The sequence below is a fragment of the Ruegeria sp. CDSC054 genome, from assembly GCF_059610645.1.
Window position 1 is genome coordinate 50,168 of record NZ_JBXWOA010000015.1, and the last position, 15,963, is coordinate 66,130.

At 58.1% G+C, this 15,963-nt stretch carries 15 protein-coding genes; 8 read left to right on the forward strand and 7 right to left on the reverse strand.

Annotated features, from left to right (window positions below; genetic code table 11):
* Positions 1-51: 51 nt before the first annotated feature.
* Positions 52-1,137, reverse strand: a complete 1,086-nt coding sequence (locus AC2FGC_RS20960) for a hypothetical protein (protein WP_496725725.1) — start codon at positions 1,135-1,137, stop codon at positions 52-54.
* Between the two features lie 96 nt (positions 1,138-1,233).
* Here AC2FGC_RS20960 and AC2FGC_RS20965 point away from each other — a divergent pair, with 96 nt between their 5' ends.
* On the forward strand, positions 1,234-2,163 hold the full coding sequence (locus AC2FGC_RS20965; protein WP_496725724.1) for a LysR substrate-binding domain-containing protein: 930 nt from the start codon (positions 1,234-1,236) through the stop codon (positions 2,161-2,163).
* Positions 2,164-2,259: 96 nt separating this feature from the next.
* Complete coding sequence (locus tag AC2FGC_RS20970) at positions 2,260-3,306, forward strand: aromatic ring-hydroxylating dioxygenase subunit alpha (RefSeq protein ID WP_282154148.1); 1,047 nt, start codon at positions 2,260-2,262, stop codon at positions 3,304-3,306.
* A 113-nt stretch (positions 3,307-3,419) separates the two neighbouring features.
* Here AC2FGC_RS20970 and AC2FGC_RS20975 read toward each other — a convergent pair whose 3' ends face one another.
* Complete coding sequence (locus AC2FGC_RS20975) at positions 3,420-4,208, reverse strand: phytanoyl-CoA dioxygenase family protein (protein WP_496725723.1); 789 nt, start codon at positions 4,206-4,208, stop codon at positions 3,420-3,422.
* A 308-nt stretch (positions 4,209-4,516) separates the two neighbouring features.
* Here AC2FGC_RS20975 and AC2FGC_RS20980 point away from each other — a divergent pair, with 308 nt between their 5' ends.
* The 6 genes from AC2FGC_RS20980 to AC2FGC_RS21005 all read left to right on the forward strand — a co-directional run bounded on the left by AC2FGC_RS20980 (position 4,517) and on the right by AC2FGC_RS21005 (position 10,846).
* A complete protein-coding gene (locus AC2FGC_RS20980; protein WP_496725722.1) occupies positions 4,517-5,767 on the forward strand; it encodes an FAD-dependent oxidoreductase in 1,251 nt (416 codons plus the stop codon).
* A gap of 14 nt (positions 5,768-5,781) precedes the next feature.
* On the forward strand, positions 5,782-6,039 hold the full coding sequence (locus AC2FGC_RS20985) for a sarcosine oxidase subunit delta (protein WP_282121036.1): 258 nt from the start codon (positions 5,782-5,784) through the stop codon (positions 6,037-6,039).
* Positions 6,026-8,896 carry a 2Fe-2S iron-sulfur cluster-binding protein gene (locus AC2FGC_RS20990; RefSeq protein ID WP_496783344.1) on the forward strand — a complete coding sequence of 957 codons (2,871 nt, stop codon included), beginning with the start codon at positions 6,026-6,028 and terminating at the stop codon, positions 8,894-8,896. The genes AC2FGC_RS20985 and AC2FGC_RS20990 overlap by 14 nt, the downstream gene beginning before the upstream one ends.
* Position 8,897: 1 nt before the next feature.
* On the forward strand, positions 8,898-9,395 hold the full coding sequence (locus AC2FGC_RS20995) for a sarcosine oxidase subunit gamma family protein (RefSeq protein ID WP_496725720.1): 498 nt from the start codon (positions 8,898-8,900) through the stop codon (positions 9,393-9,395).
* A gap of 13 nt (positions 9,396-9,408) precedes the next feature.
* A complete protein-coding gene (locus AC2FGC_RS21000) occupies positions 9,409-9,822 on the forward strand; it encodes a RidA family protein (RefSeq protein ID WP_496725719.1) in 414 nt (137 codons plus the stop codon).
* Between the two features lie 91 nt (positions 9,823-9,913).
* A complete protein-coding gene (locus AC2FGC_RS21005) occupies positions 9,914-10,846 on the forward strand; it encodes an AEC family transporter (RefSeq protein ID WP_496725718.1) in 933 nt (310 codons plus the stop codon).
* A gap of 4 nt (positions 10,847-10,850) precedes the next feature.
* Here the strand turns inward: AC2FGC_RS21005 and AC2FGC_RS21010 are convergent, their stop codons facing one another.
* The 5 genes from AC2FGC_RS21010 to AC2FGC_RS21030 are packed head-to-tail and all read right to left on the reverse strand — an operon-like array spanning position 10,851 to position 15,946.
* Positions 10,851-12,134 carry an amidase gene (locus AC2FGC_RS21010; protein ID WP_496783346.1) on the reverse strand — a complete coding sequence of 428 codons (1,284 nt, stop codon included), beginning with the start codon at positions 12,132-12,134 and terminating at the stop codon, positions 10,851-10,853.
* Positions 12,131-13,321 carry a YlbE family protein gene (locus AC2FGC_RS21015; RefSeq protein ID WP_496783347.1) on the reverse strand — a complete coding sequence of 397 codons (1,191 nt, stop codon included), beginning with the start codon at positions 13,319-13,321 and terminating at the stop codon, positions 12,131-12,133. The genes AC2FGC_RS21010 and AC2FGC_RS21015 overlap by 4 nt, the downstream gene beginning before the upstream one ends.
* On the reverse strand, positions 13,321-13,947 hold the full coding sequence (locus tag AC2FGC_RS21020) for a hypothetical protein (RefSeq protein WP_496783349.1): 627 nt from the start codon (positions 13,945-13,947) through the stop codon (positions 13,321-13,323). Before AC2FGC_RS21020 ends, AC2FGC_RS21015 begins: the two co-directional genes overlap by 1 nt.
* Positions 13,947-14,579, reverse strand: a complete 633-nt coding sequence (locus tag AC2FGC_RS21025; protein ID WP_496783350.1) for a hypothetical protein — start codon at positions 14,577-14,579, stop codon at positions 13,947-13,949. The genes AC2FGC_RS21020 and AC2FGC_RS21025 overlap by 1 nt, the downstream gene beginning before the upstream one ends.
* Complete coding sequence (locus AC2FGC_RS21030; RefSeq protein ID WP_496783352.1) at positions 14,576-15,946, reverse strand: Rieske 2Fe-2S domain-containing protein; 1,371 nt, start codon at positions 15,944-15,946, stop codon at positions 14,576-14,578. Before AC2FGC_RS21030 ends, AC2FGC_RS21025 begins: the two co-directional genes overlap by 4 nt.
* Between the last annotated feature and the right edge of the window lie 17 nt (positions 15,947-15,963).

Here is a 15,963-nt window from a genome sequence, read left to right on the forward strand (position 1 = left end):
CTATTGCAATCAGTTTAGCGCGATGGCACGTGTTCGATCAAGCGGGAAGGCTCAGCCAGTGCGGCGTAGACCGATATCCAGATCGGGGTCGGCGAACAGGGCAGCCGCGCAGGGGTGCTTGTCCAGAATGGTGGCTCCGCCGGGCAGCCGGTCGGCGTGGAAAGCCCCGTTTTCCCAGTAGTTCACACCGTCGATTACGATCGTCGGATCAAACACGTTCCAGCTTATTTCGCCTGGGGCATAAGCACCGCAGGTGTGGAAGTGCAGAATACGCGGATTGCCGAAAGCGGACCCGCCCCAACGTTCGAAATTCTCGCGCATGTCCCATGGGTAGCCGCAGCCCGGGTGGATGCCCGCATGCCAGGAATGCACGAAGTTGCGGTCGATGCCGAACTGACCCGCGACCCGGTCATAATGAGCTTCGGCCCGTGCGGCGTCGGCAGGATCGCCGTCAAACCCTGTCAGGCGCCCGCTTTCCAGCATCGCAAAAACCGGTCTTTCGAACTCCACCGTATAATCATCATAGTATTTTGATCCGGTGCCCGTCAGAAATTTCAACGCCACCCTGCCCGAAAAGCTGTGTGCCGGGACTGGCGTGAAGACCGACATGGGGAAGCGCAGGATCGACGTATCGCCTGTCGTATCCAGGTTCATCTCAGGTCGTCCCTGAAAGTCCGTACCCAGAGGGCAGGTGACCCGTACGTCGGCGGCCCTATTCAGAACGCCGTTGATCCCAGCCTTGATGTCGAGGAAGGCATCGTGATGCCCGTTGGAAAAACCAGAGCCAAAAAGCTCGCGGCTTAGGGCGAAGCTGACGATGATCTTCTTGCCCTGCGGCATTTCCGAGAACCGGAGTTGATCCCCGAGACGGGCCAGAAACAGGATAATATCGGCGGTTTCGAACCGCGCCAGGAGATCAGCGGACAGGTGTGGATTGTCCGGATTAAAACCCACATCCACTGCATCAACCGACAGCCCCATGGATCGCGCGGCATGCGTGACGATTTGGACACTATCCGCATCGAAATAGCCGTGTTCGGGAGGTTCATAAGCGATCAACAACCGGTCGCCTGCCGTTGCGTGGGCGCAGTTAGTCAATAGATTTCGCGCGCCGCGCTCGGGTGTGATGTCCGACATTCGCGTCTCCTACGGGTTCCGGTCAGCATAGATTAGGCTCGGGTTGAGCGCCTAATCTATTTGAAAGTGATTATGCCTGACATTAGGGTGACTAATATGATCGTAAACCTGCCCTATTCCGCCCTGCGCGCCTTCGAGGCAGTTGTCCGGCATTCCGGCTTTTCTCCTGCTGCAGCTGAGCTGGGCGTCAGCCAGAGCGCGGTCAGTCAGCATGTGCGGGCGCTTGAGGAATGGCTTGGTCTCGAACTGCTGGTGCGTGGTGCGCGGTCATCGCGTCCGACCCGCGAAGGGGAACTGCTGGCGCTGGCCATTTCTGAAGGTTTGGGGCGTATTTCGGACGTTTGTACCCAGCTGAGGGACAAGACCCGCACCGACAGGACCATCGTGATTTCATGTCTGCCGGGTTTTGCGTTCAACTGGTTGTTTCCGCGCCTTTTAAACTTTGACCTCGCTCATCCGGACCTGTCGATTTCCATTGCCACAGATACCGGGCAATATCCGTTTTCAGGGGCGGACGCGGATATCGGTATTCGCTATGGTCTGGGTGATTATCCTGGCTATCAGGTCGATTTGCTGATGACCGAGCAGCTGTTTCCGGTCTGCGCTCCCTCTTTGATACCAAGCTTGCGTGGGGTCGAAGATCTGGCGCAACACACGATGCTGGTGGATGAGAACCTGCATCATGGGCCCGCAAGTCCAACGTGGGATTTCTGGGCGCGGCAATGCGGACTGACGCTACCGTGGCCCTTGCGAACACGGAGGTTTGGGCAATCCAATTTGGTTGTTCAGGCGGCCATCGAGGGGCTTGGTGTCGCTTTAGGGCGGGAACCTCTGGTCATCGACACGCTGTGCGATGGACGTTTGGTGCGACCAGTTCCGGAGCTGACGCAATCTCCGTTGTCTTATTGGCTGGTTCGACCCCATGAAACTAAGGACAGCCCGAAAGTCGGTGAGTTTCTGAACTGGATCCGTGCCGAGGTTGAGGCGCAGCCAGACATTCCGCCAGCCGCGGGCGCCGGGAATTAGCCTGACTTATACGAGTCATTACCATTCCAGCATGGTGCAAGATCGGCTTGCCGCCCATACTTGCACAAGCCATCTGACAATCTGGAGAGCATTCCAATGTATCTGAGAAACTGCTGGTATGTCGCCGCCTGGAGCAAAGATATCGGTCGCGAGCTGAAGGCCGAGACGTTTCTGGGCGAGAATATCGTGCTTTACCGGCAGGAGGATGGCAGGCCAGTCGCGTTGGAGGATGCTTGCCCGCACCGCAAGCTGCCTTTGTCCAAGGGCAACCTTATCGGGGATGTAGTGGAATGCGGCTATCACGGGCTTAAATTTGACTGCACGGGCAAGTGCACCGACAGTCCGACGCAGCGTGGCATGACCCCGCGGCGGGCGGTGGTTAGATCATATCCGGTTGTGGATCGGTATCGGTTCCTTTGGATATGGATGGGCGATCCGGAACTGGCAGATCCCGACAAGATTTTCCCGATCGAGAATTTTGACGATGACAGCTGGGGCAAGACTGACGGTGGGGTAATGGATATCGACTGTCATTACCTGTGGGTCTGCGACAACCTGCTTGATCCCAGCCATGTCGCCTGGGTGCATGTATCTTCTTTTGCAGGCGCTGGAACGGATGAAGAGCCGCTGAACGTCGAGCGGACCGACCGTGGCGTCGTCGTCTCGCGCTGGATCGCGAACAAACCGCCATCGCCCTATTACGCCAAACTGGTGGCATTTGACGGCGATTGCGACCGGCTGCAGCATTATGAGATGTGCATGCCCGCGATCGGGTTGAACAAATCCATCTATACGCCGGTCGGAACCGGCGGGTATGACAAGCAACCCATTGCTGAAACGTTCATCAATATCTCCTATAATTTCATGACCCCAATCGATGAAGACCGCACCAGATACTTCTGGTTTCAGCACCGAAATTCCGATCCCGAAAACGCGGAAGTGTCCAAATTCATGAATGACGGTGCGCGCATGGCGTTTCTTGAGGACAAGGACGTTCTGGAAGAAGTCCACAAGGGTATGAAGTACGCCAAGACGCCCAATATCGATCTCGGGTTGGATGCGGGCGCCAAACTGTTTCGCAAAACGCTTGATCGCGCGATCGAAGCCGAAACCACCCCTGTGAGTACAACAGTTCCGGCTTGAGGCGCCTTCTGGGAAGGTTACACACGTAGTGTCAATAGATCGGGTTATTTGAAGTTGACCCCGCCCTGCCGACCTAATTTTTGGCAAGAAGGGCGGAGTTTGCCACTTGCTTGTTACGACGCTCTGTAGATCACTGGAAACCGGCCCCCGGCGAAGGGCGCACCGGGGCGCAAGCTGTCGTCGTGAAGCCATTCGGTGACAGTATCGCGGGGCTCATAGCTTGCGCCGTCCACAGCGAACCGGATCGCATAGCCGCGTCTGCGCCGGGTTGAGGTGCGGTTGCCCATCGCTGAATGTACAATCATACCGTCAAATGCCAGCGCATCACCGGGTTTCATTTTCGGGTAATGAAAGATGTCGTAGTCGGCGCGGTTCATCTCGAAATCGGGCATGTCGATATAGTCTGGGTTGTCCACTTCCAGATAATGCAAAAAGCCCCCAAGTTGGTCTGTTTTGAAGGGCCGGTATTTGGCGCCCCAAGCATGCGAGCCTCTTACGAACTCCAACGCGCCGTTGTCGGGGTCCACGGGGTCCAGCGCAATCCACATGGTCATGATCGGGCCTGAGACCGGCCAATAGGGTTGGTCCGTATGCCAGCCCGTTTGTGTCTTTGTGCCCGGTTCTTTGGCAAATATCTGGTCGTAGATCAGCGAGGTCCAGGGGCTGTTTGCTACCTCTGCCACACGCTGCCCAATATCAGAATTCAGGCAATAGTCTTGAAACACGCCAGGATTTTCACGCATGTTTTTGTAAGCAAAGTAACGGTCGCCTTTGGCAACTTCGTCATCGACAGCCTGGCGCAGCTTACTCAGCCAATCCTGTGACAGCACTTGTTTCAGCAGCACGACTCCGTCGCGCGCATAGGTATTCTGAACGGTTTTCAGGTCAGGTGTTTGTGTCATGTAACGTCCATTTCTGTCACCTCATTCACAGAGGCGGTTGCAGAGGGCAGGCGCGTTGCGCCCGGTTTTTCTGGCGTTACGAGGCGGGTGAACTGCGGCAGTTTATGATGAAGCAGGGCCAAAGCGACCGGGCCGACCATTTGCCGGCGAGACGTCGATGGAACTGTTCCACGCGAAAGCTCATTGCGTCACCTTTCTCCGATACCTTAGCCGCAATTTCCGCATTGGAATAGAACCCGTGGCGAGTTGTTTTGGATGTCGATAAATTTATTGACTAAATGTGCACAGTGATAAATATTATTACCATCATGCAAAATTATTCTGTTTTCTCGCTCGCCCGTAATGCGCTAACCGGGCACCGGAACTGGCCGCAGGTCTGGCGCAGCCCGCCGTTGAAAGACCGCTATGATGTCGTGGTGATCGGGGCAGGGGGTCACGGGCTGGCAACTGCCTATTATCTGGCCAAGGAATTTGGCATCACCAATGTCGCCGTGTTGGAACGCGGCTGGCTGGGCGGCGGCAACATCGCGCGAAATACGGTGACCATTCGGTCGAATTACATGAGGGATGAGTCAATCCCGTTCTATGTCAAATCCGTCGCCATGTACGAAGGGCTCACGGACGAGTTGAATTTCAACATGATGCATTCCAAACGAACCATGGTCGATGTGGTTCAGACCTGGCCCAAGCTACGCGAGCTTCGGCGGCGGCAGTTGGTGATGGACATCTACGGCTCGACCTACGAACAGATCACAACCGAGGAATTGCGCCGCCGCATTCCTGCGTTGACTGGCGGCGGCCCAGATGCACGGCTGCCTGTGATCTGCGGCATGGTTCATACGGATGCGGGCGTGAACCGGCATGATGCGGTGGCCTGGGGCTATGCCCGCGCGGCTGATGCGCGCGGGATTGAGATTCATCAGCAAACAGCGGTGCAATCCCTGCTACGCGGGGCGGATGGGTCCATCGAAGGGGTCGAGACCAACCGGGGCACAGTTCGCGCAAAGAAAGTGGTCGTGGCAGTCTCAGGCCATACAACGACGCTGACCGAAACTGCAGGCCTCAAACTGCCGCTGCGGACGATGAACCTGACGGCCTTTGTGTCTGAGCCGGTCAAGCCGCTGGTTGATGTGATCGTGAATTGCCCGGACAGCGGGTTCTATTTCAGCCAGTCCGACAAAGGTGAGATGGTCATCGGCGGCGCGCCCGATATGGGGCAGAGCTTCCGTCGAGACATAAAGCAACATGTATTCGAGGATACCGTGACTGCGATGCTGTCGCTTTTCCCCAGTTTCAAGAAGCTCAAACTGATGCGGCAATGGGGCGGGCATCTGGATATAGCCCATGATGCATCACCCATCATGGATCAGACAGATGTGCCGGGCCTGTTTGTCACCGCCGGATGGTGGGGAGGGTACAAAGCAATCCCTGCGGGCGGGCTGACGCTGGCGCATCTGGTGGCCAAAGGTGAACCGCACCCATTGATGGCACCCTTCACACTGGGCAGGTTCCGGCATCTGGATTTCGTAATGGAAGCCGGAACCACCACTGCGCGATAGGAAAGGACAGGATCATGATGCTCATAACCTGCCCGTTCTGTGGCAAGCGCAATGAAAGCGAATTTATCCATGGTGGCCCGGTAGGGGCGGTCCGCCCAGATCCCAATGCCGTCAGCGATGAGGAATGGGTCGAGTATCTGACAGTGACGCCGAATCCATTGGGTCCGGTTCAGGAGAAATGGTGGCACGCACGGGGATGCGGTGAATGGTTCACCATCTGGCGTGATACACGGACCCATGACATTGTGGAGGCACCCGATGGCACAACGTAACCGCCGCGCCTCGGCCGGGCGCATCGACCGAAACCGCCCTTTGCATTTCACCTTCAATGGCAAACCATATGAAGGGTTTGAGGGCGATACGTTGGCCTCGGCCCTGTTGGCCAACGGAATTCGTGTCACCGCCCGCAGTTTTAAGTATCACCGCCCGCGCGGTATTATGGGGCACGGGGTCGAAGAACCTGCGACTCTGGTGGAACTGGACGGCGAGGATGCCTCGGGCAACCGTCCCGCGACCACCGTACCACTTCGGGACGGGCTCAGCGCACGCTCGGTCAATTGCTGGCCGTCGCCCGAGTTCGATCTGGGCGGGATCAATCAGTTGCTCTCGCGGTTTATCCCCGCAGGGTTTTACTACAAGACGTTCAAATGGCCGAACTGGCATCTGTTCGAACCTTCGATCCGCCGGGCTGCTGGGTTGGCGGCAGCACCCAAAAGCCCCCCGGCTTCGGACCATTTTGAAGCCCGAAACGCCCATGCCGATGTGCTGATCGTGGGGGCGGGCCCAGCCGGGCTGCAAGCGGCGCTTGAGGCTGGTCGCGCAGGAAAACGCGTGTTTTTGGCCGATGAGGGCGCCGAGGCGGGCGGTAGTTTATTGAACCGCAGCCTGTATATCGGTGGGCAGTCAGCCGTGGACTGGGTCGCGGATGCGGTGGCTGAGCTGCGTGGGATGGAGAATGTCACCCATCTGCAGAATGCAACCGTCTGGGCCTATCGCGAGCACAATCTGATGATCGTGAACGAACGCGAACCCGAATTGGACGGAGTTCTGGAACGCAGCTGGCGCGTGCGGGCGGGGGAAGTTGTGATTGCAACCGGAGCCACCGAACGAGCCATGGTCTTTGGTGACAATGATCGACCCGGTGTCATGCTGGCCTCGTCGGTGCAGGCCTATGTCAATCGCTGGGGCGTTACACCCGGGCAGCGTGTGGTGCTGTTTACCAACAACAACAGTGTTTACGCCGTGGCGGCCGATCTGGCAGCAGCCGGCATGCAGGTTGAGGCCATCCTCGATTGTCGCAAAACCGTTCCACCTGAAGCTATGAAGCTGGTGCCGGATATTCCGGTTCATGCCGCAACCGTTGCTGGTGACGTACGCGGGCGCAAAGGCGTGCGCGCAGTCAAAGCCGTCCCCGTGACCGGAGGAGCGGGTCGCTGGATCGACTGTGATGTGCTGGGTTGTTCCGGCGGTTGGAACCCGACCGTTCATCTTTGGTCGCAATCCCGCAGCACGTTGCGATTTGATGAGGATCTGGCAGCCTTTGTTCCTGACCAGGCGGTTCAGAATTGTCGCGCAGTGGGTGCAGCGGCTGGTGATCTGACGCTGGATAGGATTGTTGGTGGCGGCGAAGACCTGGTCTACGCGATCGAACCTCTCTGGCGGGTCAACGTGCCGGGACAGCGCGGGAAGGCTTTTCTGGATGTGCAGAACGATGTCTCGGTCAGCGATGTGCATCTGGCCCTGCGCGAAGGCTATGACAATGTGGAACATGTCAAGCGCTACACGACCGGCGGCATGGGGATCGATCAGGGCAAAACCGGCAATATTAACATCATCGGCACTGTTGCGATGCAAAAGGGTGTGCCGCTGCAAGAGGTTGGAACAACCACCTTTCGATCCCCCTACACGCCTGTTTCGTTTGGTGCGATTGGCGGATTACGGGAAGGCTGGCGGCTATTCCCCTATCGCCATACCCCTGTAACCCAATGGAATAAGGACAACGGCGCTGTGATGTATGAAGCCGGCGCGCGCTGGCGGCGTCCGGGCTATTTCCCAAAACCGGGTGAAGGCCTGCAAGAGGCGGTAAACCGCGAATGCCGCGCTGTCCGTGAAGGCGTCGGCGTCTATGACGGCTCGCCTCTTGGCACGTTTGAACTGAAGGGGCGGGACGTTCCGAAATTCCTAGATTTCATCTACTCCAACATTATGTCCACGCTGAAACCGGGTGACGGGCGCTATGGATTGATGTTGTCTGAAGATGGCTTGATCCTGGACGATGGCGTGGCCTTCCGGCTCGATGAGCACCGCTGGATGATTTCAACCTCGACCGGTCACGCGGATGCGGTGAACCAGCATATGGAAAAGCTGTTGCAAACCGAATTCCCCGACTGGCAGGTGCTGATTACCACTGTCACCAGCCAGTGGAATAATACCACTATCTGTGGTCCCAAGGCGCGTGAAGTTTTGCAGGCGGTAGGCTCGGATATCGACCTCGCGCCCGAGGCGTTCCCTTTCATGTCTTTCCGCGAAGGCACCGTCGCTGGTTTCCCGGCGCGGGTGGTGCGGGTGAGTTTCACCGGTGAACTGTCCTATGAGGTCAACGTCGCCCCGCGCCACATGGCGGCCCTGTGGGATAAGGTGATGGAGGTTGGTGCGCCCTTTGGCATCCTGCCTGTGGGTTCGGAATCCAGCCATGTGCTGCGGGTCGAAAAAGGGTTCCTGTCGTTGGGGCATGAAGTCGACGGCACGGTGGATGCCTATGATCTGGGAATGGGATGGGCGATGTCCAAGAAGAAGCCTGACTATCTGGGTAAACGCTCGGTCCAGCTGCGCAGGTCAGGCGGCGGTACCCGGCGCGAACTGGTCGGAATTCTGGCGGATGATCCCAACCAGCAAATCCCCGAAGGTGCACCACTGACGCCCGGAGGTCGGAAAGAAGCCACCGACGGGTTGGTCACTGCCTGTGTATGGAGCGTGGTAAACAACCGCTGGGTTGGGCTGGCGTTGCTGGAAGATGGCCACGCGCGGCAGGGTGAAACCGCCCATGTCCGGCTGAAGGATGACGTGATCCCGGTCACAGTCACGAAACCGGTCTTTCACGACCCCGAAGGTAAATTGCTGAGGTCCTGAGATGAGTTATGACGTCACAATTGAACGGTGCGGCCTGAAGGCTCTGTTCGACCTCAAAGGCGCGCCAGACGCAGTATCGAAATGGGCTGGGGACGCTTTACCTAGTTTGCCGTACAGCCCTAACAGCCGAGCAGAAAAGGACGGTGTCGAACTGTTTCACATCGGTCGTGACCACTGGATCACCCGCGCCCCTCTGGCGCAGGAAGACGCGATGGAAGCCCGGCTGAAGCCCACGGACAGCCCGGCAGATATCAGTATTGTTCGGGTCTCGGACACGATGACCTTCTTTCGCATAGTCGGCCAAGATGCAGGTCAGGTGATGTCAATTGCTTGCCCGATGGATCTGCATGACAGCGTGTTCGGGACGGACGCGGTTTCCTATACCGAAGTATTTGGCCTCAAGGCTTTGGTGATGCGGTGCCAGGATGGTATTGAGTTCGCGGTCGAACAAAGCTTTGCGGATATGGTCGAAGACTATCTGATCCGCGCAACGACTTGAGGGGAAGATCGGCATGGCGCGAACGCACATCCACAAGTACCAGACGCGCTATCACGCGAAAGCAACCTATTCCAAGGCGATCCGCGCCCGGGGTGACTTTGTCTTCATGCAGGGTCAGGTCGGCACGCTGATGGATGGCACACTGGTTGGCTTAGGCGACCCGGGCGCGCAGGCAGATCAGGCCTGCCGCAACATCCAGCGCTGGATGGAAGAGGCCGGGGGAAGCTTGACTGATGTTTGCAAGTTGACAGTCTACGTGACCGATATTTCGTACCGTCCAGCCGTTTACGAGGCGATCAATCGCTGGTTCGAAGGTGTTCATCACTGTTCGACAGGCGTAGTTGTGCAGGGGCTTGCCGATCCGTCGCTTTTGGTCGAGATCGACGCGATGGCTGTCATCGATGATGATGCTGATACCCCCGGCTGAAGGAGTCGGGTCTATCCGGCATCGCATTGCGTAGAAACGCCAGTCATGACAGTGTCCGGTCGAGCCGGTCCGGTTTTGTCTGCGAATTGTAATGCTTTCGACACTCACCTCGATACTGCCGATCTTTTTGATCATTGCGCTGGGCTTGGCCCTGCGCAAAGGCGGCATTCCCAGTACGGATTTCTGGAACCTGAATGACAAACTTGTCTATTGGGTTCTGATGCCATGCCTTCTGTTCAGCAAAATTTCCCTGTCGCCGTTGGACAAGTCAGCGCTGGGCCTTTACTCGGTTGCCATTCTGGGCGGGTTTGTTGTGGCGCTTCTGTTTGCGCTTCTTAGTGCTCGTTTGATGGGTTTTGCGCCTCCGCAGGCCACCTCGATCCTGCAAGGCAGCGCGCGACATAACTCATTCATCGGGCTTGCGCTGGCTGCCAACTTGTATGGGCCAGCAGGGCTGGATATCGCGATTCTGGCGACCGCAATTCTCGTGCCCACCACCAATATTGTTATGGTGGTTCTGATGGTTGGTGCGCTCAAAGGCGATCGGACCAACAGCCTGGCCGTTGCAATTCTGCGGGAACTCGCGCGCAATCCCTACGTGATTTCGATCTTTCTGGCGGTTTGTGCCAACCAGTTGGTCGGTGACAGGATAGCGGTCGTGCATGATGTGACGGATGTTCTGGGTGCAGGCGCTTTGCCGATCACATTGCTGGCTGTCGGTGCAAATCTGAGAGTCCGGGCAATGGCCGCAAGTGCGCTGCCCTTAATTCTGGCCTTCACGGGCAAGATGATTGTCTTCCCTCTGGCAGTTCTGGTGATCGGACTGCTGGTGGGGTTGCCACGGGAGGTTCTGCAGATCGCCGTCGTCTATTCGGTAGTTCCCACCGGCGCGTCTTCTTACACGTTGGCCAAGCACCTGGGTGGAGACGCGCCGCTGATGGCGGCCATTGTCACGTTGCAGACGTTGATAGCAGCCGTTAGCATTCCCGTATCACTTGCTTTGCTGCTGCCCCTAATTCCTTAAGCGGTCATTTCGACAAGTGTTCATGGGCCCAGACCGCGATGTCCAGCAGGCGGGCGTCATCACCCTTTCGTCCGATCAATTGAATACCCAGCGGCAGGCCATTCTGGTCGGTCCCGAATGGCAAAGCGACCGAAGGCACCTGCAACAGGTTCCACATCCGGGAAAAGAGAGGATCTCCAGTGGCATCCAAACCGGCGGGGGCTGGTCCGGGGGCCGACGGGACCAACAGAGCGTCCACATCGCGGAACATCTGATCCAGCATCGCGCCCGCCCGGTCGCGCAGGTCCAGCGCAGCTTGGTATTCTGCGTCGGTGACCGCCAGTCCCGCTGTGACAAGGTCATGAAATTGCGGGCTGATGGTGGGCATGCCGATAGCGTATTCCGCAGCGCGCTGCCGCGCGACCTCATAGTCCATGACGGTGATCTGAGCCTGTGTGAGTTCGGCAAAAACGGGTGGAAAGGCAATTTCTCCGGTCTCTGTCCCCGTTGCGGCAAGGGCAGCCAACGCGCGCGTGCATGTGTCCCGCATCTCGACCGAACCGTCCCGCCAGTGCGGGCCGCGCATTAGGCTGATCCGAGGCAAAGCTTCGTCGAACTTAGCTGGCGGTGCGGGGTCAGTTTGACACATTACGGCATCGGTCAGCACAAAATCGCGGGGATCACGAGCCAGAAGGCCGAGTGTATCCAGGCTTTGGGACAAGCCCATGACACCCGTCAGATCGTATCGCCCGGTGGTTGGCTTGAACCCGCAGACTCCGCAATACGCTGCTGGTCGGATCAGCGAGGCTGCGGTTTGCGAACCAAATGCGAGCGGAGCCATGAAATCGGCCACAGCTGCGGCAGAGCCGGATGACGAGCCACCCGGCGTATGCACGGGATTCGCCGGATTGGCAGTTTTACCGGGTTTGAAGTAGGCGAATTCGGTGGAGATGGTTTTACCGATTGGGATCGCGCCCGCGTCCAAAAAAGCCTGAACGCAAGCTGCATTGCGGTCGGGGCGGCGTCCGGCATACAGGTCGCTACCCCATCCTGTCGGCATGTCATCGGTGTCGATGATATCCTTGATCACAAATGGCACGCCATGGAGCGGCCTACCAACGGGGAGAGTATCGGCGGCCTTGGCACGCTCTATGGCGCGGTCCGCATCGAGGGTTTGAAAAGCCCCGATGACGGGTTCACGGTTCGTGATCCGGTCCAGGTGGGCCGCCATCACCTCGGAAGGCTTCACCGCACCTGCGCGGATCAATGTGGCAAGTTCATGGGCAGAATGATGGTTCAACCCAGTCATGTTTCCAGCGCTTTCAACGCGTCGGCAAAGGGGGCGACTGGCATGTCGTAGATGCCACCGCCCAAGCGCCCGGCCTTGCCCAATCGGTCAAGAATGCCCAACCCGATCATAGGTCCCGACCCTTGTTCCACAGCGCCACGCGCGGTGCTTCCCAACTGCACATCCAATGCCCGGAAGTACGGATGCGTTCCGACTGACAGACCTGACATTCGCGCTTGAGCGTCGTCGGGCAGATAGGCACCCAGACCCTTCTTTTGTTCAGGGCTCAGATCTATGGCCATTGCCCCCAGCCCGAATGCCTCGACCACGGCACTGTCCCCGACCGCTCCGAGGGCGCGGTCCTGCGGCAGATCCACGTCAAACGCCCCTTTGGGAGGGCTGGCCGGGGTTGTGAACCAACGGCCCGGCAGATCCGAGATCTGGATGCCAACTTCGCGCCCATTACCGCCTGCAGTGGTGACGAAGCTTGATCCTTCAATACCCTCCGCCAGTTTCATCATGCATTTGGTCGCCGCCATCCAGAGGTTTAGAAATAGTGACGGCGAGCTGTCCATAAAGGCCAACACGTCGTCATCCGTGATCCCGCTGGTGGTGCGATCCTTGAGTTCAGCAATTAAGGCCTGTGCGGCCACGGGTGTGCGGCCATGGCAATCATCCCCACCCATCAGGCCGATCACGGCCAGCGGGACCAGAGCGATCCCTTCGGCAACCCCTTTCTCTAGAACGTCAAGAAACCGGGTGTTGAGCCAGCGAACGTGGTTGAGCACCGCCTCGGACCTCAGCCCCAACCGCATGGCCGGGCGGCTGCCTGCATTGATCGGCGCGTAAACACGTTGTTGGCCACGCCACGCGTCATAGACGGTGTGCAGGGGCATATCCGCCGAGACCACGGCGGCCAGAGGTGTCACGATATCGTGGTCTTGCGCGGGTTTCAGCACGATCTCGCCTGCGTTAATCATCGCCTCGGCCTGATCGAAATTCTGTGCTAGCCCTTGCCAGACTGCAGCGACACAGGCCGAGTTCAGGATCGGCGCGGTGATCTGATCCGGGCTGGCGAAGGCGGGACCGGCATGTAGCAGGACATTTTCGTCCAACCTCAGCGCCTCGGACGCAGTGTTGAACCGGTTCCAGACCGGTTGTGTCACCATGGCCTTGTCGAACGCCAGCTGATCAGCCGGGTGTAGCATCAAGTATTCTCCGGTGGGATGATCCATGTTTCCGAGAAGTAGAGGAAGGCTGTCGTCGTCTCATACCCAGCCTGCACCCGTGTGCCCAACTTGCCCGGCAATGCGTGACCATTAACGATGATCTGGGCCGAATGTGCGGGCACCAGAAGCGAAAACATGTTCTGCTCGCCCGAAGCGACCTCGTGCGGAGAGAGCTCCAGCGCGCGAGGCGGCTCGAGCCCTTCCCAGACCAGTTCAACTGTCAGGTTTTCTCCGGCGATGGTTTCGGTATAGCGGTGGCTCATTGGATCGCCCGAGGATCGGACGACCTGCGCGCCTATCTCGGGCAGGGAGGCAAAAGCGGGAGCATTTGCGAAAGCCGCCAGTTTGCTGATGAAATTGGTCTTCAGAAAGGCAGTCAGATCGGGATTGTCGCTCAGGATTACGTTCGGTGCCTCGGGCGGTCCGTCCACTTGATCTGGCGTTCCATACAGCAGCAGCACCTGACCCTGACCAACCGGAGACCATGCCACGCGAAAGAACAGCGCCATAGCGGTGAAATTGTTGTTGTCGTCTTTCAGCAGAATGCCGGGGTTCTCGCCTGTCCAATCGACGGTTCCGGGGGTGATCGGTTCGTTCAACGGCATCACAGATCCTCCTGTGGGGTCACCCAGGTTTCGGAAAAGGCCAGAAAGGCGGTCGACATGGTGCGGCCAAAGAACTGGCGGCTTGCGACCTGACCGGGGAGCGGGGTGCCGTTGATGACGACCTGTGCCGCGCTGGCTTCAAGGAACACAGAATACATCTCATGCTCTTTGGTTGCCGAGTTTTCCTTAGTGACCTCAACTGGCAAGGGTGGGCCCATTTCCTGCCAGATCATCTCGACCGTGACGCCCGAGCCGCGCAGGGTCTCGGAATAGCGCGATCTCAAATCGCCGGGGCGTTTTTCGACGCTGTCACAGTCCAGCCAGCTCATCGCGTCGAGGCCTGGCTTTCCGATGAAGGTGGGCATCTTGGTGACCCAACCATCCACGATCCAGCGCATCATGCGTTGATTGTCCGTCATGATCAGATTGGGTGCGTGCGGCCAACCCTGCGCTTGATCCGGTGCGCCCAGGATCAATGCAGCATGGCCCCGACCATAGGGCGACAAAACCACCCGGAAGAACAGCGCCAGCGTGTCATAGTGGTCCTGCGTCGAGCTTTGTTTCAGATAAATGCCCGGGTTTTCGCCGGACCAGTCGACCCGGCCCGGATTATGAGGAACACGATTTGTCATGACCAGCTTGCCTCGTATTTTTTCAGCGCATCGACTATGAGCGACTTACGGGCCTCGCCCTGCAAATGGTCGCTAGATTTGTAGATCTCAGCCACCTGATGCGAGATTTCCTTTAGCACAGCACCATCGTCGCGGCCGTCCTGAAGCGGGATGCGCAGCATTGTATCCCCGGCATAGGTCGGTATCACCTGACCGGCAAAGCTATCAGTCGGTTGCGGAGGGGACTGACCGTCTTTCAACGCGCGAATGGCGTTGCGCAGCAGACGGCGTGCCTTGGCCACACCCCGATCCGTAAAGCTGAGGTTTTCGCGGGCATGGATGTTCCGCGGCCCTTGACTGATCCAGGCGTCATAGTCGCCGGGGTCCCGCTGGCGCATCTCATAGGGTCGATCGGGATCCTGGCCATAGAAATCGGTCATCCCAAAGCCCACTTTGTTTTTGTCCGTTAGGCCCTTTGGATCGTCATTCGCCGCCGCATCCCGGAAGTGGCGCCATGCGATGACCATCGTGTTGGTGTCGTCAATCGGGGTTATCCAACGCGACAGCCCGCAGCGCCCAAAATAGCGTGACCCGTCTGGCACCGGGAAGTGGCCGCCATTTTGCGTGAACGACGGCAGCATATGGTCATGTATGCGCACCCAGACGATATCTTCGACACGTCGGACATTGGTGTAAAAATCGCCCGTTTGACTATCGTGAAACTCGATCATCGGCATCTCGGCAAAGGCGTCGATGAACTGGCTGCGTACGGCCAGTGTATGCAGGTAGACAACATGGAACGGGTCCCATGCGTTTTCCATCACCTGAAGCCAGTTGCACGGGGATTTGATGAGGTAAGGCACCAAATCGTCGCCATCTTCGTCAAATGTGTCCATTACTGGGAACGGGGGTTGCTCGTCGGGGGGGCCCATAAATGCAAAGGCCAAACCCTTGTATTCGATCACCGGATAAGCCCCCAGACAGGCCTTTTTCTTGACCTGTGAGGCGGGCGGCTCACACGGGGTTTCCAGAATGGTGCCGTCCAAACCGTACTTCCAACCGTGGTATGAGCATCTAATTCCACCTTCCTCAACGATGCCAAACTCCAGGCTCATGTTGCGGTGGCAGCAATGCAGATGGGTCAGGCCCAGCTTGCCCTCTTTCTTTTCGCGGAACAGAACCAGATCTTCGCCCAGAATACGCAGGCGATAGGGCAGGTCGCCAATCTGATCGGTCATTGCAACCGGCATCCAGAACCGGCGCAGGTATTCGCCGCACGGAGTGCCGGGGCCAACCTCGGTCAGTTCCGGGTCAGGTTGCTGTTGCCAGACTTTTTGTTGGTCGTGACCGCGGAAATTGCCCTTGGGGGCTGAGAAATGATCGTTCATGCCGTCCTCCGTGCGTA